General features: G+C 30.5%; 15 protein-coding genes and 2 tRNA genes. 9 read left to right on the top strand and 8 right to left on the bottom strand.

Features of this window, described 5'->3' with window-relative positions; all coding sequences use genetic code 11:
• Positions 1-2 precede the first annotated feature (2 nt).
• Genes ABD939_RS12425 through ABD939_RS12450 form a run of 6 tightly spaced genes read left to right on the top strand, consistent with a single transcriptional unit; the run spans position 3 to position 6,895 of the window.
• Positions 3-1,451, top strand: a complete 1,449-nt coding sequence (locus tag ABD939_RS12425; RefSeq protein ID WP_345169124.1) for an MBOAT family O-acyltransferase — start codon at positions 3-5, stop codon at positions 1,449-1,451.
• 1 nt (position 1,452) lies between these two features.
• Positions 1,453-2,382, top strand: coding sequence for a hypothetical protein (locus ABD939_RS12430; RefSeq protein WP_345169128.1), 930 nt, complete (start codon positions 1,453-1,455; stop codon positions 2,380-2,382).
• Positions 2,379-3,914 (top strand): MATE family efflux transporter, encoded by a 1,536-nt coding sequence (locus tag ABD939_RS12435; protein ID WP_345169131.1) that lies wholly within the window; start codon positions 2,379-2,381, stop codon positions 3,912-3,914. The genes ABD939_RS12430 and ABD939_RS12435 overlap by 4 nt, the downstream gene beginning before the upstream one ends.
• A gap of 4 nt (positions 3,915-3,918) precedes the next feature.
• Positions 3,919-4,863 (top strand): glycosyltransferase family 8 protein, encoded by a 945-nt coding sequence (locus ABD939_RS12440; RefSeq protein ID WP_345169134.1) that lies wholly within the window; start codon positions 3,919-3,921, stop codon positions 4,861-4,863.
• A 7-nt stretch (positions 4,864-4,870) separates the two neighbouring features.
• The gene (locus ABD939_RS12445) at positions 4,871-5,680 is read left to right on the top strand and encodes a DapH/DapD/GlmU-related protein (RefSeq protein ID WP_345169137.1); all 810 of its coding nucleotides are present in this window, start codon (positions 4,871-4,873) and stop codon (positions 5,678-5,680) included.
• 6 nt (positions 5,681-5,686) lie between these two features.
• A complete protein-coding gene (locus ABD939_RS12450) occupies positions 5,687-6,895 on the top strand; it encodes a DUF2264 domain-containing protein (protein ID WP_345169140.1) in 1,209 nt (402 codons plus the stop codon).
• A 114-nt stretch (positions 6,896-7,009) separates the two neighbouring features.
• Here the strand turns inward: ABD939_RS12450 and ABD939_RS12455 are convergent, their stop codons facing one another.
• The 3 genes from ABD939_RS12455 to ABD939_RS12465 form a co-directional block, all read right to left on the bottom strand.
• Positions 7,010-7,798: a 4'-phosphopantetheinyl transferase family protein gene (locus ABD939_RS12455; RefSeq protein ID WP_345169143.1), complete on the bottom strand. Its 789-nt coding sequence runs from the start codon at positions 7,796-7,798 to the stop codon at positions 7,010-7,012.
• Complete coding sequence (locus tag ABD939_RS12460) at positions 7,779-11,795, bottom strand: non-ribosomal peptide synthetase (protein ID WP_345169146.1); 4,017 nt, start codon at positions 11,793-11,795, stop codon at positions 7,779-7,781. Before ABD939_RS12460 ends, ABD939_RS12455 begins: the two co-directional genes overlap by 20 nt.
• Before the next feature lie 95 nt (positions 11,796-11,890).
• The gene (locus ABD939_RS12465; RefSeq protein WP_345169149.1) at positions 11,891-18,535 is read right to left on the bottom strand and encodes an amino acid adenylation domain-containing protein; all 6,645 of its coding nucleotides are present in this window, start codon (positions 18,533-18,535) and stop codon (positions 11,891-11,893) included.
• Between the two features lie 345 nt (positions 18,536-18,880).
• On the opposite strand from ABD939_RS12465, the gene ABD939_RS12470 reads away from it, so the two are divergent.
• Positions 18,881-19,705: a class I SAM-dependent methyltransferase gene (locus ABD939_RS12470; protein ID WP_345169150.1), complete on the top strand. Its 825-nt coding sequence runs from the start codon at positions 18,881-18,883 to the stop codon at positions 19,703-19,705.
• Positions 19,706-19,723: 18 nt separating this feature from the next.
• Here ABD939_RS12470 and ABD939_RS12475 read toward each other — a convergent pair.
• Together ABD939_RS12475 and ABD939_RS12480 are read right to left on the bottom strand one after the other, a co-directional pair.
• Positions 19,724-19,808: transfer RNA gene (locus ABD939_RS12475), tRNA-Leu, on the bottom strand.
• Positions 19,809-19,865: 57 nt separating this feature from the next.
• A tRNA-Lys gene (locus ABD939_RS12480) sits at positions 19,866-19,938 on the bottom strand.
• A 141-nt stretch (positions 19,939-20,079) separates the two neighbouring features.
• On the opposite strand from ABD939_RS12480, the gene ABD939_RS12485 reads away from it, so the two are divergent.
• Complete coding sequence (locus tag ABD939_RS12485; protein WP_345169152.1) at positions 20,080-20,601, top strand: shikimate kinase; 522 nt, start codon at positions 20,080-20,082, stop codon at positions 20,599-20,601.
• Here the strand turns inward: ABD939_RS12485 and ABD939_RS12490 are convergent.
• Positions 20,593-21,096, bottom strand: coding sequence for a phosphoribosyltransferase family protein (locus tag ABD939_RS12490; RefSeq protein WP_345169155.1), 504 nt, complete (start codon positions 21,094-21,096; stop codon positions 20,593-20,595). The genes ABD939_RS12485 and ABD939_RS12490 overlap by 9 nt on opposite strands.
• A gap of 29 nt (positions 21,097-21,125) precedes the next feature.
• Positions 21,126-21,497 carry an RNA-binding S4 domain-containing protein gene (locus ABD939_RS12495; RefSeq protein ID WP_345169157.1) on the bottom strand — a complete coding sequence of 124 codons (372 nt, stop codon included), beginning with the start codon at positions 21,495-21,497 and terminating at the stop codon, positions 21,126-21,128.
• A gap of 157 nt (positions 21,498-21,654) precedes the next feature.
• Here ABD939_RS12495 and ABD939_RS12500 point away from each other — a divergent pair, with 157 nt between their 5' ends.
• Positions 21,655-22,599: an FKBP-type peptidyl-prolyl cis-trans isomerase gene (locus tag ABD939_RS12500; RefSeq protein WP_345169159.1), complete on the top strand. Its 945-nt coding sequence runs from the start codon at positions 21,655-21,657 to the stop codon at positions 22,597-22,599.
• A 45-nt stretch (positions 22,600-22,644) separates the two neighbouring features.
• Here the strand turns inward: ABD939_RS12500 and ABD939_RS12505 are convergent, their stop codons facing one another.
• The gene (locus ABD939_RS12505) at positions 22,645-23,229 is read right to left on the bottom strand and encodes an outer membrane beta-barrel protein (protein WP_345169163.1); all 585 of its coding nucleotides are present in this window, start codon (positions 23,227-23,229) and stop codon (positions 22,645-22,647) included.
• Positions 23,230-23,363 lie beyond the last annotated feature (134 nt).

Below are 23,363 nucleotides of genomic sequence, written 5' to 3' on the forward strand. Positions count from 1 at the left end.
ACATGCTTGTAAATTCATTAAATTTTTTAATATTTTTTGGAATCGTATTTTTCATCTACTACATTCCATTAAAAGAGAAAACCAAATCTCAAAATTGGTTGTTATTTGTAGCTAGTTATGTTTTTTATGGTATTGCTGCATGGCAAATGATACCTTTATTATTTACAGCTACAACTATTTTCTATTTTTTAGGGTTTGCAATACGAAGGGGTAATGAGAAAAAAGCCTCTTTGCTTACTACTCTAGGTGTATGCATTGGTGTTGGACTTTTGCTTTACTTTAAGTACCTAAATTTCTTTATTCAATCGTTTGCCGACCTGTTTAATACAATCGGACTCAAAGCAAACTGGGGTACTTTCAATATTATTCTACCGCTTGGTATTAGTTTTTTTACGTTCCGTCTAATTAGCTATATTATTGAGGTTCGGAGAGGGAAAATGGTGCCGACAAAAGATTTTGTGGTCTTTGCTAATTATATAGCTTTTTTTCCGACGATTATGTCCGGACCCATAGATAGACCAAATAGTTTTATACCCCAACTTACAAACAAAAGAACGTTTAATTATGGTCTAGCTTCGGATGGATGTCGCCAGATTATTTGGGGAATGTCTAAGAAAATGATTATTGCTGATAATTTAGCTACAATAGTTAATCCAGTTTGGGCTGATATTCCAAATCAAAGCGGAAGTACATTATTTATTACCGCTATTTTATATAGCATTCAGATGTATACCGATTTTTCAGGTTATTCAGATATGGCGATTGGTATTGGTAAAATACTAGGGTTTCGTATAACCAAGAATTTTAATTATCCATATTTTACAAGAAATGTTTCTGAGTACTGGCGTAATTGGCACATGTCATTAACATCTTGGTTAACAGATTATGTTTTCATGCCTTTGAATGTTAAATTTAGAGACCTTGGAAATTTTGGCTTGATATTAGCCATTATTATTAATATGGTTGTTGTTGGATTATGGCATGGAGCTAATTGGACCTTTGCCTTATTTGGTCTTTATCATGGATTACTATTTATACCACTCATTCTTTCAGGATCTTTTTTTAAAAAGAAAAAGTTAAAAACCAATAAATTAGGAATACCCTATTTAAAAGATGTTTTAAAGATGCTTGGAACTTTTTTACTTGTTACTTTGGGGTTGGTTATTTTCAGAGCAGATAATATTGGTCAATTCTGGGATTATATTAATGGCTTTTTTAATTTTTCAAATTTTTTCAAGTTAACATTAGATAAAAAGGAACTTGTTCCATTAGCTTTATTTATAGTGATTATGTTTATTCTTGAATGGTTTGAAAGAGGTAAAGAATTTGCATTGAGTACCTTTTTAACTAAAAATAATATCGTTTTTCGATGGTCTTTTTATTTCTTTTTAATTGTAATGCTTTTTGTAATGTCTTCAAAACAACAGGAATTTATATATTTTCAATTTTAACATGAAAAAATTTTTAATAAAATTATTTGTCTTTGCAGTTCTGTTTTTTGCTTTTGATAAACTATTCATATACACTAGGAATATACTTCCTGAGCATGATACTTTGGATAATAGATTAGATTTAGTGTTTAAGGGTAAAATTAACAAGGATTTAATTTTAATGGGATCATCAGTTGGAGACACGGATTTACTACCGCATGCTTTTCAAGATAGCTTAAACCTAAGTACTTATAATTTATCTTATGGTGCTGCTGCGATAACCTATCAAAAATTTATATTAGAGAATTTATTAAAACATAATTCAAAACCAAAAATCATTATTAAATTAATTACTAATGATACAGAATTTTACGGAAGCTCTGGTGTTAATGACATGGGTTTTAGGTTAGATAGACTATATCCTGTGATTAAATATAAAACAGTAAGAGATGAGTTGGTTATTAGAGAAGATATTAACCCAATACTCTCTCAGTTTATGGTTTTGAGTCATTTTAAGAAACAACATGTCATAGATCTTATAAAGCCTAAACAAGAACATGATGATTATTACAATGAATTTGGAACTGAAGTTTTTAAGGATAGGCATGATAGTTTAGGTAAATGGAGTTATAACAAGAATCCGAAATATGATTTTGAGAAAGAAAATTTAAATTTCATAGAAGATTTTATAGAATTTCAGAAAATATGTAAAGTAAATAATATAAAATTAATATATGCTGTTGCACCAACTTATATGGCTTTAAACAAGGAGTTATTACAAATAGTAAAAAATAATTTGTTAGGTAGTACTAATTTATTTGTTTATGATTACTCTAACAAAGCCTATAAAGATAAATTTAACTTTGCGGACCCTTTGCATATGAACCCTAAAGGGGCAATAATTTACACAAATGAATTAATTGAATTCACAAAGACTATATTAGAAAAATGAGCACATCCGAAAGTAACAAGCGTATTGCCAAAAATACAGCCCTTCTGTATGTACGAATGTTATTCACCATGGGTGTTGGATTTTACACCTCTAGAATTGTACTTGATGCTCTTGGTTTTGTTGATTATGGTATTTATAATGTAGTAGGTGGAATTGTATCAACACTTGCTATACTAAATGGATCTATGGCTGGTGCTACACAACGCTGGATAACAATTGCCTTAGGAAAAGAAAATCTTGAATATTTGAAAAAGGTTTTCTCTATAGGGGTTTCAGCACAGGTGATTATAGCTATAATAGTTTTGTTGATAATTGAAACTCTGGGTTTATGGTACCTATATGGTTATGCAGTTATTCCAGAAGATAGAATGAATGCTAGTTTTTGGGTATTTCAAATATCGGCTATTACAATGGTTTTAAGTATTCTAAATGTTCCATTCATGGGAGCTATTATGGCGCATGAAAAAATGGGTGCCTTTGCGGCATTTTCGATTATAGATGTAATAATGAAACTTGTTATTTGTTATGCAGTTTATGCTACCACGTTAGACAAATTAATTGTATACGCTTCATTATTACTATTAACCTTTCTGATTAATTTTCTCATACAGCAAATTTATTGTTATAAAAAATTTGAAGAAGCCCGATTTAGATTAGGTTGGGACAAAGATATTTTAAAACAAATGTGGTCGTTAGCTTTTTGGTCTATGTCTGGAAATGTTGCTTACATGGGATATACACAAGGCATAACTTTACTTATTAATTTGTTTTTTGGACCAACGATGAATGCTGCTGCATCTATTGCAAGTCAAGCAGGTAATATTATCAATCAATTTAGTGCTAATTTTCAAACAGCAATGAATCCACAAATTACCAAAAACTATGCTAAAAATCAATTTAAAGAGATGCATGATTTAGTCTTTAGGTCTGCTAAGTTTTCTTATTTTTTGATGCTTATTTTCGTGGTACCATTATTTTTTGAAGCTAATTTACTTTTAAGTCTTTGGTTAAAGGAGGTGCCTAATCATTCAGTTTACTTTTTGCGATTAGGGCTGTTTATTTCGATGTTTATGGCAGTTCGGAATCCACTCATTGTGTCTGCACAAGCCAATGGCGATATAAAAAAATATCAATTTGTAGTAATTCCTATTTTGTTATTAGTTACTCCAGTAAGTTATATCATTTTAAAGCTTGGCGGCATCCCTGAAACAACCTCTTATGTAATGCTAGTAATCATTATTATAGCGGTATTTGCGAGTGCGTATATGTTACGAGACATGGTTCATCTGGATTTTATGGATTTTGTAAAGCGAGTGATGCTGAAAATTTTTCTGGTTACCATAACTGCTTTTAGTTTACCTACAATTGTTTATTTATTTATGGACGAAGGTATTATACGATTTTTAGCATTGGGAACTGTCGCTACCTTATCTTGCGTAATGAGTATTTATAAAATTGGTTTAACAGACTCAGAGCGCATTTTTGTCTTAAATATTATTACCTCAAAATTAAAATTTATAAAACTCAAATAATATTATGAAAAAAAATATTGCTTTTTGTTTAAATGACAAATATGTTACGTTTTGCTATGTAACTATGTTTTCAATTATAAAAAATAAAAATGCTTCTGATGAAATAACATTTCATTTATTAACAGACTATTTTGAAGCTGATAGTATTGAAAAATTTAATAAACTCGTTTCAAAATCCAATGATAAAATTAAGATATATAATATAGATAAAAAGAAGTTTGATGGTTTTAATATGAATTTTTCTGTCTATGTATGGTTTAGAATTCTCATTCCAGAACTGGTAGACCAAAATATTTCCAGAGTTTTATACCTTGATTGTGATGTTATTGTGGATTCTAATTTAGATTACCTATTTGAGTTAGATTTTTCGGATAACGCTATTGCGGCAGTTATAGATAGAGAATCTTTTGACAGTAATACATTTAAGCGATTAAAGTATCCTGAAGAGAAAAAATATATATGTGCTGGTGCCATGCTAATTAATGTTGATTACTGGCGAGAAAATAAAATTACACAAAAAGTTTATGATTATGGAAAAAAGTACCCCAAGGAAAGTGTTTTTGCTGAACAAGATGCAATAAATTATCTGTGTCAAGATTCTAAAATAATTTTGCCTTTGCGGTTTGGTGTAGTAAATAATTTTTTCTCAGCATCTTACAGATATGATAAAAATCAAGTTTTAGAAGCAATGAATAACCCCGTTATTATTCATTATGCTGGTAATTCTCCTTGGAAGTATCCTTCTAATCATCATTTTCATAAAAAACTATGGTGGTCTTACATGAAAAAATCAAAAGTTAATCAAAAAAGTATATTATTAAATTATTACAAATCAATGATTATTCATTACTTAAAACTTATAAAGTTCAAAATCACCAATTTTAAAAACTATCCTTACTCTAAACCAAAAACAATTTCTAAAAAGGAAGTTTTAGCAAATTTTAAATAAAATTATTATGAATTTAATTCAGGCAATTAAAAAAATAATTTTCGAAAAACAATTTGTCTATCTTTTTTCTGGCTCTAAAGTAACAATTGAGAGAGGAGCATTATTTAGAGTAGGAAAAAATGTAACCATTAAGAATACTGAGATTTATGTAAAAAAAGGCGATGTTCTTGTTATTGGAGATAATTCACACATATCAAGCGCAAAAATTAGTATGATTGTTGGTGAAAATAATGAACTCTACATTGGTAAAAGTTGTATTATTGAAGAGTTTGATTTAAGTTTAACTAACGGGGCTATAAGTATTGAAGATTATAATATATTATCTAAGGGTGATAAATCAGAAAGACCTCATTTTCAGGTTGAAGGAGATTTAAAAATTAAAGGATATAATTCCTTGCGATGTAATATTTGGATTCGTTTTAATGGTAAGTTAAAAATAGGCTTGCATAATGCCATTAATGAAGGTACCGAGATACGATGTGACGAATCTGTCTTTATAGGTGATTATAATCAAATATCATATGATTGTATTTTTTGGGATACCAATACTCATACTATATATAAAGCTGAAAAACGAAGAGAAATTACCAAACAACAATACCCAGAATTTGGAGTAGAATTTGAAAAACCTGTAACAAAACCTATTTATATTGGAAATGATTGTTGGATAGGAAAAGGAGTTTCTATTTTAAAAGGAACCAAATTAGAGGATAGATGTATAGTTGGATATGGAGCTTTATTGAGTAATATTACTGTTTCTGAAAATAAAACTATCATTAATAAGCCTAATTTAGTAATAATTGATAATCAACTTTAGATAAAAATGCGTGGTAACTGGGTTTCATATTTAGAAAAAATTGTGTTTCCTGTACTAGATGCAGCTGCTGAAGATCGACTGAAAGAAACCATGCCTATTTTTAAAGATAGAAGTGAGTTTCAATATTTAGAGGCTATCGGTAGAATTGTTTGTGGTATTGCACCATGGTTGAATTTACCAGATGACACTTCAGACGAAGGAGAGCTCCGTGCAAACTATTTGGATCTTACATTAAAGGCTATTACTAATTTAGTAAATCCCAATTCAAGAGATTATATAGATTTTGGTTTAGGAGGTCAAGCTTTAGTTGATGCAGCCTATTTATCACAAGGACTTTTAAGGGCGCCTAATTTATGGAATGCTCTAGGGACAGAAGTACAAGATAAATTACTACATGAAATAAAAAAAACGCGTAATATAAAGCCACCTAAGAGTAATTGGTTGTTATTTGCTTCAATGGTTGAAGCTTTTTTATTGAAATACGGTGATGATTTTAATAGAAAAAGATTAAATTATGGCGTTAGAAAGTTTATTAAAAACTACTATAAGGGGGATGGACTTTATGGTGATGGGACAAATTTAAGTATAGACTACTATAATAGTTATGTTATTCATCCCATGCTCATGGATATTTTAGAGATTATGATAACTCATAAATTTAAAGAGTCAAACCGATATTTAATTAAGCAAAAACCAAGGTATCAGAGGTATGTTGAAATTCAAGAGCGGATGATTTCTCCTGAAGGAGCTTATCCACTTTTTGGTAGAACATTAATTTGCAGATTTGGAGCATTCCACGCCTTAGCGCAAGCTGCTTTTTTAGAGTTACTTCCCAAGAATATAAACTTCTCACAAGTTAGGTGTGCTCTAAATGCTGTTCTAAAACGCCAGATTGAAATGTCTAAAAATTTCGATTCGGATGGTTTTATGACTATTGGTTTTAATGGAATGCAAGAGAGAATGGCTGAATCTTATGTGTCCTCCGGTAGTCCATATCATTGCTGTAGTGTATTTCTTCCATTAGGTTTGAGTTGTGATCATCCTTTTTGGAAAGATGAAGATTCAGAATGGACGAGTTTAAAAGCATTTAACGGTCAAGAATTTGAGCAGGATAAATCATTTCATGAAAAAAGTGTTAAACAAGAGTTTTTCATGCCCTTAGTTTACAAGTGCCAATCAGGTTTGAGAAAATTAAAAAACCTATTTAAAAGTTAAATGGCTAATAGTAAATCATATATGACCATTAGTTTTATATATTACCTGTGAATATAAATAGATGACCTAATTATTCTAATTTTAAAAAATTCAAGATTATTTTTAGTACCAGAATTAGTTGGTTATTAAAGCTAATAAATCATCTAGTTCGTGAGGTAATTCATATAAAGACAACTTATTTGATAAAGAAGGGATATCCTCGTAAGCTATCGCTCCCATATAATTACTAGAAACCTCAAAACCTTGTGTTTTCCAGTTTTTTTGATTTTCATCAACGTATATATTTAAAGGATGGAAACCATCTAAACTTGGTACTTTCGAAAAATCATCATCAATACCTTTACCAATAGCTTTTACAAAAGCTTCTTTTCGAGTCCATAAACAGTAAAACGCATGTTTTTTATCCTTCGCATTTTTAATAAAATCTATTTCGTTAGTGTTGAATAAAGCTTCCAATAAGTTTATGAAATCGTAGTCAGGGTTAATAAATTCAATATCTACTCCAACAGGGCGAGTTGCCAGAGAAATAAGCCCAAAGTCTTCAGAATGTGTTACATTAAAAAAAAGTAATGGATGAGAAGCTAAGTAGGGTTTTTTATTGTGTCGATATGCTAGTTTTATTTGCTTTATATCTAAATTTGTATGAAGTGATAAAACGATTTTCAGTAAACTTCGACATATTATAAATTGGCTTGAGTCTTTTTCTTTATGATATCTTTTTGCTCTATTAATTTCTTCAGTGTTTAAGAAATAAGATAATTCATTAACCATTTTATAATAATCAGCTAAATTCACTTTATAAATTATTATATCTGAATCGTTAAAAGTATAATTTGCATCATAAGGATTAGATTTTAATGTACCTACTGACTTGCAGTGAATTTTAGTTTTTATTGACTTCATTTCTCGAATCTAAAACGTTTTGAAAAATACGCCCTACTTCTTTTTCATTTTTTTTGGTAAAAATCCCATCATGATCTCCAGGTATGTCATGAGTACTCACTCCTTTTAAAGCAATTTTATTCCAGCCGTAAAAAACAGGGTCATTTGTATAAGCAGTTTCATCTTTTGCTTTAAATAAATCGACTCTAATATTTTGTTTTTTTATGTGATAACGCTTTTTAATAGGTTGAATAATACTTTCAGTTTTTAAAAAATGAGTATGAGCAAGCTTTTCATCTTCGGTCAGGAAAGTTTTGGTTTGAAAGTGCTGGTTTAATATAAATTCTTTTTTTCGATTTATATGAAATTTAAATTTTTCCCAGCTTTTCATCATTTCACGTAAAAAATAAATTTGTCTGTTCGTTTTATAAAAAAATGATGCTATTTTTTTTCGAAGCGGTGAAGCGTGATTAAAATGAGGTTCAATAATTGTATCAAATAGGCCTACCATATTTACCTTCTTATTTTGCTCTTTAAGTTGTTTTGCCATTTCATAAGCAATTATGCCTCCAAATGAGTAACCTGCTAATGCATAAGGACCTTCAGGATTATGTTTTATTATAGAATCCACATAAAGAGAAGCTATTTCTTCAATACTATTAAATGATTTTTCACTGCTAAATAATGCTTTGGCTTGTAAACCAAAAACAGGTTGTTCTTTATCTAAATTTTTAGCTAACGCATTAAAAATTAAAACCTCCATCCCTGCACCATGTACTATATAAATAGGTGTTTTATTGCCCTCTGGCTTAATAGGAACCAGAGATCCCCATGATTCAATAGTTTTGTCTTCTTTATCTAATAATTGAGAAAAAGTTCTAATAGTTGAATATTCAAATAAAGCGGATAGTGGGAGATCTTTTCCCATCTCTTTTTCTATTCTATTCATTACTTTTAGAGCAATGAGAGAATGTCCACCTAACTCGAAGAAGTTGCTTAAAACATCAATTTTGTTCAAGTTTAAGTATTCTTTCCAAATTTCAGCTACAAGTTTTTCTGTTTTATTTGATGGTTTAGTGCTAGGAGTACTTGACAAAACTTCAATTGTTCTTTCCTCTATAAGGGCATTTCTGTCTAATTTACCGTTAGGAGTGGTTGGGAATTTTTTTAATATTCTGATGTCATAGGGAACAAAATAAGCAGGCAAATGTAAGGATAAATAATTTTTCCATTCTTTTATTTTAGCTTGGGATACATTCTCAAAATCTTCTAAAATTACATAAGCAAGTAAGTTGTCATTATGCCCTAGTACAACAGCAGATTTTATATTATCTATATTAATAAGTGTTTTTTCTATTTCTCCTAGTTCAATACGATATCCACGAATTTTAACTTGATCATCTAAACGACCTAAACATAATACATTTCCTGATGGTAATAATTTACCTAAATCGCCTGTAAGGTAAATAGTTTTGTTAGAATTTGAGTGACTGAATTTATTTTCAATGAATTTTTCTTTAGTTAAATCCTCTCGCTTTAAATATCCTTTTGCAACACCATCTCCAGCAATTGCGATTTGGCCAACAACTCCTGGAGGAACTAAATCTCCATTTGGATTCAATATATATAGTTGGTAATTTGCAACAGGTTTACCAATACTTATTATATCATCACTCGGTTTTATTTGCTTAATAGTAGCACATATAGTTGTTTCAGTTGGTCCATACATATTCCAAAGTGAATCACATTTTGAAAGTATTTTTTGAGCGAGTTCTTTAGAAAGTGCTTCACCACCGCAGCATGCCTTTAGTTTAAGTTTTTCACTCCAGTTAGCTTCTAATAGCATCTTCCAAGTTGTAGGAGTAGCTTGGAGTATTGTTATTTTTTTATCCTTTAAAAGATTGAGTAAGAATCTACCATCCTTTGAATTTTCACTATTGGTCATAACAACGCATGCTCCATTTAAAAGAGGTGAAAATATCTCAACATTTGCTATGTCAAAAGAAATTGTAGTAATTGTTAATTGTTTATCTGTATTTTTAATTCCCGGTTCTTTTGCCATAGTAAATAGTAAATTCACTAAACTCTTATGGGTTATGGGAACGCCTTTTGGCTTGCCAGTTGAGCCAGAAGTATATAAAAGATAAGCAATGCTGTTTTGGTTTACAATTATATCTAAAGGGGTGTTTGGGAATTTAGGTAAAATGGCTAAAGCTTTTTCTATAAATAGAATATTAATAGAATTGGAAAATGAGTTTCTACTTGCTTCATTAGTTATCAAATATTTAACTTCTGAATCTTGAAGCATAAATTCTAAACGTTTTTTTGGATAGCTAGGGTCCAAAGGCAAATAAGCGGCTCCACATTTTAATATAGCCATTAGTGTAGCAACTAACTCAGTGCTACGTATCAGCGCTACACCAATAAAATCACCTGGTTTAACGCCTTGGTTTAATAGATAATGTGCTAATTGATTTGCTTTTTTTTGTAAGTCTTCATAAGTAGTCTCAATATCGTTGAAATCTATAGCTATACTTTTTGGGGATTTATCAGCCTGAATTTGAAGTAATTCGTGTAATGGTTTGTTTGAGTAGGATTCTTTGTTATTATTTAATGTATTGTAGAATTTTAAATTATCTTCATTGATTATTTCTCCTATGGATTTATTTGGATTAGATACTAAATTATGTGTAAGTTCTTCGAAAGAAACCATCATCTTTTTTATGGTTTCTGGTTTGAATAAAGCTGAATTATAGGCTAATTCAAAAGTTAAGTTTTCTTGAGTTCCCATGGCATTAAGAAAAATCTCAAAAATTTCGTACTTCCTAGGATTACTTATTAATTTATAGCTTAAATCATGAAATGCAACACCATCGTCCATTCCTAGGTCAATATTGAAAGCTACAGGTACTAAGGGTATTCGTGATGGGTCTCTTGTAATAGCAAGCATTTGAAGTAAATGTCCAAAACTTAGTTGTTGATGATCATAGGCGTCAAATAATTCTGATTTGCGATGTCTCAAATAATTAATAAAATTTTCTTTTTTATTTATTTTTGTACGTAATGGTAATAGATTAGCACAATGGCCTACTAAATGCGTCATTCCGACTACTGATTGTCCTGCAGCAGGTAGTCCAACAGCAATATCATCTTGACCAGTTATTTTAAATAAAAATATTTCGAATACAGCTAGTAATGAAGTTACTAAACTAGAATTAGCTTCACGTCCTGTTGTTTTAAGTATGTTCAATAAATCTTTATTAAAGTCAAAATCAAAACGTTGACTTTTATAGGTGCGTTTTATAGGATAGGGAAAATCAGTAGGTAACGATAAAGGCGTAATTAAATCTTCATGCTTCTCAACCCAAAATTTCTGAATCTCTTTGTACTCATCACTCTTAATTAGCGCTAACTGATTGTCTGCGTAATAGCTAAATTTTTCTGGGTTTGGTAATTCAGGTGAGGTACTCTGTACATGAGCAGAATAAAGTATACCTAACTCTTGAAGCATAATACCTATAGACCAGCCGTCACAGATAATATGGTGCGCTGTTAAAACTAATTGAGATTCAGTTTCGGATATTTTTATTAATCCACAATTAATTAAAGGGGCTTTTATTAAATTAAAAACATGTTCGGTTTGTTCATTTAAATAATTTGCTAGCGCCTCTTCTTTATTTTTGTCTGATAAATCTGTTATGTCCTTAAAAGTAAACGGAACCTCAATATTTTTAAAGATTGTCATAAACCGTCCATCGGTACTAAAAACAGCTCTTAATGATTCGTGCCTTTTCACCAAAGTATGAAAAGCAAATTCCATTCCCTTTAAATCTAATGTCCCCGTAAAACTTAAAGATACAGATTCGTTATAAGCTCTATTTGCATTTGCACCTCCTAACTTGCAGGCGGTCCAAATTTCTTCTTGAGCTTGAGTTGTATGAATCACGCACTCAATTTCTGGGCCAGCAAATGGATTGAATTTACTTTTTTCTTCTTGCTTTATAGTTGGTTGTGTCATTATTTAAGCTCTTAATCTGCTGATAATTTGATTATTGGAAACTTTTAAATTAGAAATAAGTTTTTGTTTTACAAAGTAAAATGAATAAATTAATATTATAAACTTATTTTTTCATAGGTATCCGCTTTTTTTATAAACCAAGCAGGATTTCCTTCTTCATCAATACCTAAGCGTGCGTTAGGAACTGGTGGCTTATTTAAAACATTTGTACTTTTCTTGATAATTTTTTTTTGATTTTTGAGTTTCGTCTCTGAATTAAAAAAACCTGCAGAAATCATTTCATCCAAAGCTTCTTTTATATTTGAAACTATTTTACTAACGTCTTCTGGTTTGTAAGCAATAGTTAAAAAACAAGGGAATCCATCCCAGATATGAATGCCTTTATCTCTTAAAAGAACAAATAATATTTCGGAGTAAGGTATTTCTTTTGTGAATTTTAAACGCCATAATGAACCAAAATATGTTATTTCAATAGGTAGATTATTATTAATAAACTCAATATTTAATTCAGAGGCTAAGCCTTGAGTCATTTTATTTAAATCCTTTTGTAATTTGGGTCCCTTTTCTTTCATGTATTCCAATGATGCTTTTGATGCAGCAAGAGCAAGCGGGTGTCTAACAAATGTACCTGCGAAATAAGTTACTCCAACCTCTGGATAAGAATCATCATCATATTGCCAGAAACCTCCATCCAAAGCATCCATATAATCTTTTTTACCCAGAATGGCACCTATTGACATACCACCACCAATTACTTTTCCATATGCAGCTATATCTGCTTTAATTCCAAACAGAGCTTGTGCACCACCGGGATGCATTCTAAAGCCTGTTATAACTTCGTCAAAAATAAGAGCTGTATTTGATTTAGTAGTAATATCTCTCAGCTCTTTTAAATATTCAATGGGTTGAAATTCTGGTCTTCTACTTTGAACAGGCTCAACCAATACTGCTGCTAATTCATTTGCTCTTTCACGAATAATATTTAAACTTTCCTCAGTACCATAATCAAGTATTAGCATATTCTTTACTGCTTCTGGCATAATACCTGCTGCAGCTGGAAAAGTTATCATTTTTTTAGAACCTCTAACTAGCCCTTCATCATTAATACCATGGTATGATCCTGAAAAAGCAACAATAAGAGAGCGTCCGGTAACTGTTCTGGCTATTCGCATAGCCCCGAGAACAGCCTCTGAACCTGTGTTGCAAAGACCAGCTCTATCATGACCAGTAAATTCGCATAACAACTCACAAACTTCACCAGCTAGCGGATGTTGAGGACCTACCTCAAAACCACTTTCAATTTGTTTATAAAGTGCTTCTTTAATAAACTCTGGTTGATGTCCGAACATACACGAACCAAAACCATTAAGTGCATCTATATATGTATTACCATCAATATCTTTAAATTTATTACCCGATGATTTTTCTATTACTAAGGGATAGACCAAGTCTTTGGTTAGTGGTTTAAAACCTGAAACAACTCTGGGGTCAGCCATTTTGGAACGATGCTTTTGAGCATAGTTTTTACTTCCAATGGTTTTTTTATTATAACGGCTTGTAAGTTCTTTTAAAAACTCAAGTTGCTTAGCGTTTAAATCTGTAATCTGTTTTTCAATTTTTGGTGAAGCTCCAAATGGCTTTTTATGCTCTTTTTTTTCTTCTTCAGATAATACATTATCATCACTATGATGACTTGATTCTACCTCAGGAATTGTTGAATTTGATATTGAATCTATACCATTTTGAACATTCGAAATTCCTGCAGTTCCGCTTCCTTGTATCAATTCTACTTGTTTACCAAGAAGTTGTAGTTGTTGTGCTATAAGGCTTAATGCGTCATTATTTTGATTATTTGTAATAGGAAAACTATTATTTGTTAGAGAAGTAATATTTACATTTTTAGAATTGTTCTGAGTTTGGGTTTCAACTTTTGAGGGCGAAAACATATTCTCAGGTAAATTTTCATCTAAATAACTAGCTAAAAGATCTGGAGTATTAAATTCCTCATTTAGTTGACGGAATGTTATAGGTATTTTAAATTCCTTTTTACAGATTATTGCAATTTGGGTTAGAATAAGTGAATCAAGTCCTAATTCTAAAAAACTATAATTAAAATCAGAATCTTCAATTTCAATACCAGATGAATTTGTGATTAAATCTGAAATCTTTTTTAAGATAATAGGTTTTCTCATGGGCGTAATGTAATTTATGTTTTCAACTAACTCATCATTAGTAACATCTTGCGATGATAATAAGTTTGTATTTATATTTTTTTCTTTTGTAATAGGCTCAACCCAACACGGTTTTCTATCAAAAACATAAGAAGGTAACTTTAGTTTTTGTCTTGATTGACCTTTATAATATGCTTTCCAATTTGGCTCTAAGCCATTTAGCCACAAATGGCCTAAAGTATTTAATAGTTGTGGGTAAGAATTTTCATTCTCTTTAGGTATGGGTAAACTAGGTAATACTGTCATTAATTTTGACGCTCCTTTTTGATTGGCCAATGTTGTTAATGCTTTTCCTGGTCCAACTTCTAATAAAATTCCTTCTCCTAATTTTATAATAGTATCCATAGCATCAGCAAAAAGAACTGTTGCTCTTAAATGATTGGTCCAATAATCTGAATTAATAGCTTCAGAATCTTTTAACCATGTTCCAGTTACTGATGATATTATTGGTGTAACAGGTTTTTTTAATTTAATTTTATCTACTTCTTTTTTAAAAGTTTCTAAAACAGGATTCATCATAGTAGAATGGAATGCATGACTTGTAGCTAAAAGGCGATGAGCTATTTCTTTTTGTTTTAGAATATTTATAAAATTATGAATATCTGAGTCTTTACCTGAAACTACACATAAACGATCTGAATTTACTGCAGCAATTGATAAGTTGACAGGAAGTATCTTTTTTAATTCTTCTTTTGATAACCTTACAGTAAGCATACTACCACTTGGAAGTTCGCTAACAAGTTTCCCTCTTTTTGTTATTAATGTTAAAGCATCCTCCAAACTAAAAATACCTGCTAAGTGTGCACCAACAAATTCTCCAATACTATGCCCACAAAAAGCAGTTGGTTTTATACCCCAACTTATCCAAAGTTTTGCTAAAGCATACTCTATAACAAAAAGAGCAGGCTGTGTAAAGCGAGTATCTTTTAATTGGTTTTCAGTATCTATTGAATTAGTTTTAGGAAAAATAATTTTTTTAATATCTATCTTTAATTCCTTAACAAGAAAGTCATTACAAGTATCAAAAGCATCAGAAAAAACTTTCTCATATTTATAAAGCGCTCTTCCCATTTGTAAGTATTGAGCTCCTTGTCCAGGAAATAGAAAGATAACCTGATTTGGTATGGTTTGTAGTTTTTTAAAGTTTTGAGAATTCGACTCTTTGTTTAAAAGTGTTTCAGAAGCTTCGTTGCTACTTCCAGCAATTATAAATTTACGATGATTAAAATTATCTCTAGTTATTTTTAGGGAGTAAGCAACATCTGCTAAATAGGTTGAAGTGTTTGAATTTAAATAATCTCCTAATCTATTACCATATTTATTAAGACTCATTTCTGTTTTTGCAGACCATGGTAATAATTGTAAAGGTCGTTGAAAATCAGAAGATTTAGGTTGGTCCATTATGTGTTCCTCAAGAATGACATGCACATTGGTTCCCCCAACACCAAAAGAACTTACCCCTGCTTGTCTTGAACCATTTTCAATATTCCAATCTCTTAATTCAGTATTAACGAAAAAAGGACTATTTTTAAAATCAATGGCAGGATTAGGTTTTTCAAAACCAAGAGAAGGTGGGATTTTTTTGTTATTTAGCGCCAATACTGTTTTAATTAACCCAGCAACTCCAGCCGCTGCCGTTAGATGGCCCATATTACTCTTTATAGAACCAATAGCACAATAGTTTTTCTTTTCTTGATTACCGAATGCCGTATTTAAACCTTCAATTTCAATAGGATCGCCTAGTGGAGTTGCGGTTCCATGGGTTTCAATGTAGCTAATCGATGAAGGTGAAATTTGTGCATCATCAAGTGCTTTAGAAATTGCACCTGCTTGCCCATCAACACTTGGTGCAGTAAAACTACCTTTACCACCACCATCGTTATTAATTCCAATACCTTTTATTTTACCATAAATAAAATCTCCATCTTTTTTTGCAGCCTCTATACTTTTTAAGAGTATAACACCTGCACCATCACTAAAAACGGTTCCTTTACCTTCAGCATCAAATGAGCGACAATGACCATTAGGGCTTAACATTGAACCTTCTTGGTATAAATGTCCACTAAAAATAGGAGCAGTTAAACTTGAACCACCTGCTAAAGCTATATCACATTGTCCATTTCTAATGGCTTCAACAGCTTCTGCAATAGCTAGGAGTGATGTTGAACATGCTGAATGAACACTTACAGCAGGCCCTTTGAGGTTTAAATGAAATGCAGTACGAGAGGAAATATAATCTTTTTCATTTACCGTATTTGCTTGAAGATGACCAATATCATTTATTAAGTCTGTATTTGGTAAAATATTATTTTTATAATAAGTATTAGTACCAGTTCCAGCATAAACACCTATACTTCCTTTGTAATGCTTTGGTAAATATCCAGATTGTTCAAGAGTTTCCCAAGAAATTTCAAGGAATAAACGTTGCTGAGGATCCATAGCTTCAGCAAGTTTTGGACTAATTCCAAAAAACCTAGCGTCAAATTCTTTTGCAGAAGGAACAATACCTCTAGCTTTTACATAAAGAGGATCATTCCGCAAGTATTCTGGAATAGTTTTATCGAGCTCATCTGGCTTAAAAAATGAAATAGTTTCTTTACCTTCACTGAGAACTTCCCAAAGTTCTTCAATAGAAGATGCTCCAGGAAATCTTCCAGACATACCTATAATGGCTACATCATTAGAATGTTTTCCTTTTGAATGTTTTGAATAATCTTGTCTAGAAACAGTTTCTTCATCATTAATATGTTTAGATAATAATGCAATTGTTGGATATTGATAAATTTTAGTAACTGATAAATTTAAATTAAGGCGTTTTCTAATTAAAGTAGCAACTTTTTGAGTTAAAAGGGAAGTACCTCCCATTTCAAAAAAGTTATCATCAATTCCTACAAGTGGTATTTGTAATTGTTCTTTCCAGATTTTTTCAATATGTTTTTCTAATTCAGTTTTTGCTTTTCTAAAAGGTGGAGCAGAATCAGGTCTTTGGTATTCAGGTTCAGGTAAACGGTTCAAATCTATTTTACCATTAGTTGTTATTGGAAATTCGTCAATCCACATGAAAATGGATGGAATTAAATAATCAGGAAGAATTTCTTCGAGTTTACCACGAAGAATTTTTGAGTCTTTTGCACCTTTAGATTGTATATAAGCTATTAATTTTGGTTCATTCCCAAAATAATTACTAACAATTACTGCGGACTTTTTTGTGTCAGGTAAGTTATCAATAACAGATTCAATTTCTCCCAATTCTATTCGATGTCCTCTTATTTTGACTTGATTATCAATTCTACCAAGACATTGTACTTCACCATTTGGTAAAAGTTTTCCCAAATCACCAGATAAATACATTTTAGCATCACTGATTGAGGAAAATGGATCATTTATAAATCGGTCTTTGTTAAGTTTGATGCGATTTAGATAACCAAGTGAAACACCCTCTCCACCTATAACAATCTCGCCTATTTCGCCTATTTTTACTGGTTCCCTTTTCTCATCTAATAAATAGGCACTCGTATTTGCAATTGGTTTTCCAATAGTAATAGGATTATCGTCTTCAGTAATTTTTGTTAAAAACGCACAAACTGTAGTTTCAGTTGGCCCGTATATATTCCAAAGTTCATTACATTTCTCAAGTAATTCTAGTGCTAAAGGTCTTGGTACTTGTTCTCCACCAATTAATGCTTTTATTTTTAATGGTTTTTTCCAGCCAGAATCTAAAAGTATCCTCCAAATACTTGGTGTTCCCCATATATGGGTTATTCCTTCTAATCTTGCTTTATTTAATAATATTTGTCCATCTATTCTTGTTTCTTCATCAACTAGGACCACAGATGCGCCAATGAGTAAGGGCAAGAAAATTTCCATAACCATGGCATCAAATGATATAGTTGTGATTGCAAAAATTTTATCTTCAGGTTTTATACCTGGTTCTTTTGCCATTGAATAGATTAGGTTTATTACATTTTGATGAGAAACTTGAACTCCTTTTGGCTTTCCGGTAGATCCTGATGTATAAATTATGTATGCGCCTGATTTTATTGAAATATTTAAATCAAGAGATTTTGAATTAGAGTTTTTAGACTCACTTAAAATATCTTCGATAAAAATATTTTTTGATTTGTTTGTAATAATTCCGTTAGATGAATTACTTATCAAAAAACTTGCATTTGAATCAGTAATTATCAATTCAAGTCTTTTCTTTGGGTAACCTTTATCTATAGGTAAATAAACAGCACCACATTGCAATACTGCAAAAATTGAAATAATTAATTCTGGTTTTCTATCTAATGAAATTGCAACAATTTGTCCTGGAACAACTCCAATTTCCTTAAGATAGTTAGCTGTTTGATTTATTTTTTTCTGTAGTTCTTTATAATTAATTTCTTGATTTCCAAATTGAAGCGCTAGAGCTTCAGGATTAGCATGAGAATACGCTTCAAAAATTTCGTGAATTGTAGACTTAGGATAAGAAATTATATTTCCTTTAATGATAGATTGGGTATTCATTTTTTTGATAATTATTTTCTTAAAAATTAAATAATTAGGTCAATACATAAACAACATAAAAATTATATCATTTGAGAGGGAGGGAGGATATTTTATATAATCAAAAATAGAAGTAATTTTTAATAATGAAATGATTTTTCCGTGATTTACTCATATTTTCGTTGTAATCCAATTCATAAAGTGACACTTAATTTTTTTTAACTTTTATTTTTATTTAATTATTTATAAATCAGTATTTTATACCGAATTAAATGATTTTAAACGAAAACATAATTAATATTTTTTAATTCAAATAATAAACACATAAATTCAATTTATAATTTTTTTGAAATTTAAGTTATTAAAATGAAAAGTAAGCTAAAGCATATAATTGGTAATTTTTTAGTTTTTACCTTACCCAACAGAACTAGTAAATTGACTAGCAAAGGGATAACCCTGGGTATGGATAAATCTTTAGTAAATCGTTTGATTCGTTTTGCACTTCTAAAAAATGCAGAAAATACAGGAGATTATGAGGCCCTAGCCATATATCATCAAAACTATTGGTCAAGTCAAGGTAAAGAATATTTTTCTAGTGAACTTGGACAAAATGTTTTAGAAGACTTTTTTTTACCTAAATGTTCTTTTGTTTTTGATTTGCTTGAGAAGAAATTAAATCATAGTACAGATATATATAATACTTTAATTGAAATAGGCACAGGAGATGGTTCCGTTTTAGAACACCTCAGTACAAGGTTTCCTCAAATTAATAGATTTATCGGCATAGATTTAAGTATTCCTCAGATACATGACAATAAAGAAAAATATAGTGATAATAAAAGGTTAGAATTTGTAGCTTCAGATGGTTTTGATTGGATCGAAGAGAACGGATACAGTAATACGATTATAGTTACTTCTAGAGGTGTACTTGAGTATTTCACTCAGGATAGATTAACACATTTTTTTGATAAATTAAATAATATTGGACAAATACTTTTCATAGCAATAGAACCTACAGGAGTTGATCATGATTTTTCAAAAAATCCGAATTCTCAAGTTTATAGTTTCGAAGGTTCCTTTTCGCACAATTATGCCAGAATTTTTGAAGAATCAGGATTTGAATTATGGCACCAATCTAAAATACTACAATATAAAGATGTTTATTTTAATTTTTTTGGCGCAAAGTGTTAAGTCATTTAAATTTAAAAGTGCGCACGAGAAGATTCGAACTTCCACATCCTAAACGGATACTGGCCCCTCAAGCCAGCGCGTCTACCAATTCCGCCACGTGCGCATTAATGAAGTGAGTAAAAATAGAAAAAGTTAAGCAATAAAGCTTAACTTTTTCTTGTGACCGGGCTGGGGCTCGAACCCAGGACCCTCTCCTTAAAAGGGAGATGCTCTACCAACTGAGCTACCAGGTCATTATTCCAAACTAACATCTTGCTGTTAGCGGGTGCAAATATAAAATGTTTAATTAATAAAACAATACTTTTTTTGAAGAAATTTTTGTTTTTTTGTGCTTCAAATAAGTATGTTTTTAAGAATCAATTTATAACGAAAAAATGATTATTGTTTTAATTGGATATATGGCTTCTGGAAAGACGTCAATTGGAAAGAAATTAGCTAAAAAATTAAGTTATAATTTTTTGGATTTAGACGATTTTATTGAGGAAAAAGAAAATATGTCTGTTACCGATGTATTTAAACAAAAAGGTGAAATCTATTTTAGAAAACAAGAAGCATATCATTTAAAATCTATATTAAAATCTGAAAACAATACTATTTTATCTGTTGGTGGAGGAACACCTTGTTATAGTGGTAACATGGATTTAATATTGGAAACAGAAAAAGCTGAGTGTATTTATTTAAAAGCATCTTTAAAAACATTAGTAAATAAATTGATGAAAAAAAAGGCAACAAGACCTTTAATTGCACATGTTGAAACTGAAGAGGAAATGACCGAATTTATAGGTAAACATCTATTTGAGCGAGCTCAATTTTATAATCAAGCAGAAATAAAAGTATCAATTGACAATAAAACTAAGGATGAAGTTGTTGAGGATATAGTTCTTAAACTATTCTAAAAATACTTGATAATTTTTACCTTCTAAAACCACTTCTACGTGTTCGTGTAATGATGTAGATAATGAAATTCCTTTAAAATCTGCTTTAACGGGATACTTTTTATGGTTTCTATTAACTAAAACAGCAGTTTTAAATTGTATTAAGGGAACATCTAAAAAGTGTTTTACACCATATATTAAGGTTGTTCCTGAATTTAAAACATCATCAACTAAAACTAAAGATTTATTTTTATAATCCTTCTCGTCAATTGATGTTTTAATAACTTCCCAAGGATTTTTCTTATCAATAGTTACCTTACAAAGCACAGGATTTATATTTGATATTTTTTGTAAAACTGTTTTTAGTTTTTTTGCAAGTATGTAGCCATTACTATCTATACCTGCTAAAATAACTTCATCTTCATTTACATTACTTTCATATATCTGAAATGCAATGCGTCTTATTTTGTGGTTTATTTCGTTATGATTTAGTATAACATTGTTCATAACAGTCATTTAAAAATGTTTTAAATTAAAATATAAAATTACTCATTTTCATCAGTAAAATCATCAATATCTCTTCTATCTTTTTTTGTAGGCCTACCAACCCCTTTTTTTCTATAATAATCTTTCGAGTATTTCAAAAGTTCTTGAGCTTCAAATTGTTCTTTGGGCGTCATATCTGTTCTATAAATATCAACCAATTTAGCACCAATTCTGCTTTCAGGAATGTCATTTACCTTTAGCTTATAATTTATTTGGTTTTTTCTTAATTCAATAATGTCTTGCGGATATACTTCTCTACTAGGTTTTACTACATCATTATTAACCTTTACTTGTCCTTTTTTACAAGCGGTAGTGCCAAGTGTTCTTGTTTTGTAATATCTAACACACCATAAATACTTGTCTATTCGCATACAATTACTGCTAAAACTACGTTAATGTTTTTGTGCAAGAATATATTAAAATTGTATCTTGCGAGCTCAAAAATAAGCAATATAGCCATATCTTTTGAAATGAAATTATATCAAAACATCATGGTTATTCTAAATAACAATTAGTTAAGAAGTAAATATGAGAATTTATAAATTGTATTTAATAGTATTGATTACCATAATTGGTTTTGTATCCTGTAGTAAAGATGATGATGGAGGGTTAGTGCAAATTCCAGATAGAGACAGAGGGGAACAACAAATGGCGGATAACGATTCTCTTATTGAATACTTGACCAATCATTATTATAATTCAAGTGATTTTACAGATCCAACTTTAGCAAAAATTAGTGATTTAGTAATTACAGAATTACCAGAAGGAGGTACAGTGCCAGATGGAAGCACTTTGCTTCTTGAAGCTGTTGGAACTCCTAAAAAAGTTGTTTTTGCTGAAACAAATTATGATTTATACATACTCAAATTAAACCAAGGAGGTGGAACAAATTCGCCAACTTTTGCTGATGATGTTCGTGTAAGATACGAAGGTTTTAATCTAAGTAACTCGGTATTTGATAGCGCTGTAACACCAGTAGATTTTGATTTAACATCATTAATTCCAGCATGGAGAAAAGTTTTACCAGATTTTAATGATGCTGAATCTTTTGCGGATGGAACAGATGGAACAGTTAATTTCATGAATCATGGTGCAGGAGTTATGTTTGTGCCTTCTGGACTTGCTTACTTTGCAAATTCTGTTTCTGGAATTTCAGCTTACTCACCAATAATATTCAAGTTTGAATTATTACAAACATCAGAAAGAGATCATGATAATGATGGTATTCCATCTTATAAAGAAGATTTAAATGGTGATGGCGAGTTTACAGTAAATTTTGATGACCTTGAAGATCCTGCTGATGATGATACTGATGGTGATGGTTTTCCAAATTATTTAGACAATGATGATGACGGTGATGGTGTTCTTACTATAAATGAAGATATTGATGGTGACGGTGATCCAACAAATGATATTGGAAAAAATGGAATTCCAAAATATCTAGATCCTGAAGAAACAGAATCTAATGAATAAAAAAAAGCTCTTACATTGTAAGAGCTTTTTTTTATGATTGTTTTTTTAAAGAATCAAAGACAAACTCAAAATTAACTGATCTGGACGAGTATCTAACCTACTAGTACCAATACCATTGTTGCCTAAAAAGTTAGCTTCATTATTACTAAATCCTCTTTCATATCTAAGATCAATTCCTAATTTGTTCAAATTAAGACCAATACCAAAATTTAATCCTACCGAAAAGTCATTTTCAATTTCATTAATAGAAATTCCATCAAATTCTGAATCTAAGATATATTGAAAAGATGGTCCTCCAAATACACTAATAGGGCCAAGTACTTTAACACCTACAAGGACAGGAACATCAATTTTCTGCATATCAAAACTATCGTCATTATAATCACTTTTCGTGCTGGTGTAAACCAATTCAGGTCTTAAATACACTTGATTTCCAAACCTTCCAAAAACACCAAAATGGTAACCGATATTTCTATCAGGGTTTTCTGCATTTGTACTTACAGATTCAAAATAATCACCATTTGCGTTGTAATTTAATCCGGCTTTAAGTCCAAAGCCGTTTGCTGTTTGCGCATTTGTTGTGGTTGGAATAATAATAGCAATAAGCAAAATAAAAAATAGATTTTTCATAATATTCGTTTTAAGATTTGATTTACAATATCAAAAACGTTGCCAAATAAGTATTATTACTTTTTTAGATTTAATATATTGAATAAAGTAGGATTGAATTATTATTTATAACAAGGATGAAATTGAATTTAATT

The sequence above is a fragment of the Algibacter aquimarinus genome (genome assembly GCF_039543265.1).
GTDB classification, from domain to species: Bacteria; Bacteroidota; Bacteroidia; order Flavobacteriales; family Flavobacteriaceae; genus Algibacter_B; species Algibacter_B aquimarinus.

What these genes read in the sequence shown, in the direction of transcription:
- ABD939_RS12425 (WP_345169124.1), top strand. Translation starts at nt 3, where the DNA reads ATGCTTGTAAATTCATTAAATTTTTTAATATTTTTTGGAATCGTATTT.
- ABD939_RS12430 (WP_345169128.1), top strand. Translation starts at nt 1,453, where the DNA reads ATGAAAAAATTTTTAATAAAATTATTTGTCTTTGCAGTTCTGTTTTTT.
- ABD939_RS12435 (WP_345169131.1), top strand. Translation starts at nt 2,379, where the DNA reads ATGAGCACATCCGAAAGTAACAAGCGTATTGCCAAAAATACAGCCCTT.
- ABD939_RS12440 (WP_345169134.1), top strand. Translation starts at nt 3,919, where the DNA reads ATGAAAAAAAATATTGCTTTTTGTTTAAATGACAAATATGTTACGTTT.
- ABD939_RS12445 (WP_345169137.1), top strand. Translation starts at nt 4,871, where the DNA reads ATGAATTTAATTCAGGCAATTAAAAAAATAATTTTCGAAAAACAATTT.
- ABD939_RS12450 (WP_345169140.1), top strand. Translation starts at nt 5,687, where the DNA reads ATGCGTGGTAACTGGGTTTCATATTTAGAAAAAATTGTGTTTCCTGTA.
- ABD939_RS12455 (WP_345169143.1), bottom strand. Translation starts at nt 7,798, where the DNA reads ATGAAGTCAATAAAAACTAAAATTCACTGCAAGTCAGTAGGTACATTA.
- ABD939_RS12460 (WP_345169146.1), bottom strand. Translation starts at nt 11,795, where the DNA reads ATGACACAACCAACTATAAAGCAAGAAGAAAAAAGTAAATTCAATCCA.
- ABD939_RS12465 (WP_345169149.1), bottom strand. Translation starts at nt 18,535, where the DNA reads ATGAATACCCAATCTATCATTAAAGGAAATATAATTTCTTATCCTAAG.
- ABD939_RS12470 (WP_345169150.1), top strand. Translation starts at nt 18,881, where the DNA reads ATGAAAAGTAAGCTAAAGCATATAATTGGTAATTTTTTAGTTTTTACC.
- ABD939_RS12485 (WP_345169152.1), top strand. Translation starts at nt 20,080, where the DNA reads ATGATTATTGTTTTAATTGGATATATGGCTTCTGGAAAGACGTCAATT.
- ABD939_RS12490 (WP_345169155.1), bottom strand. Translation starts at nt 21,096, where the DNA reads ATGACTGTTATGAACAATGTTATACTAAATCATAACGAAATAAACCAC.
- ABD939_RS12495 (WP_345169157.1), bottom strand. Translation starts at nt 21,497, where the DNA reads ATGCGAATAGACAAGTATTTATGGTGTGTTAGATATTACAAAACAAGA.
- ABD939_RS12500 (WP_345169159.1), top strand. Translation starts at nt 21,655, where the DNA reads ATGAGAATTTATAAATTGTATTTAATAGTATTGATTACCATAATTGGT.
- ABD939_RS12505 (WP_345169163.1), bottom strand. Translation starts at nt 23,229, where the DNA reads ATGAAAAATCTATTTTTTATTTTGCTTATTGCTATTATTATTCCAACC.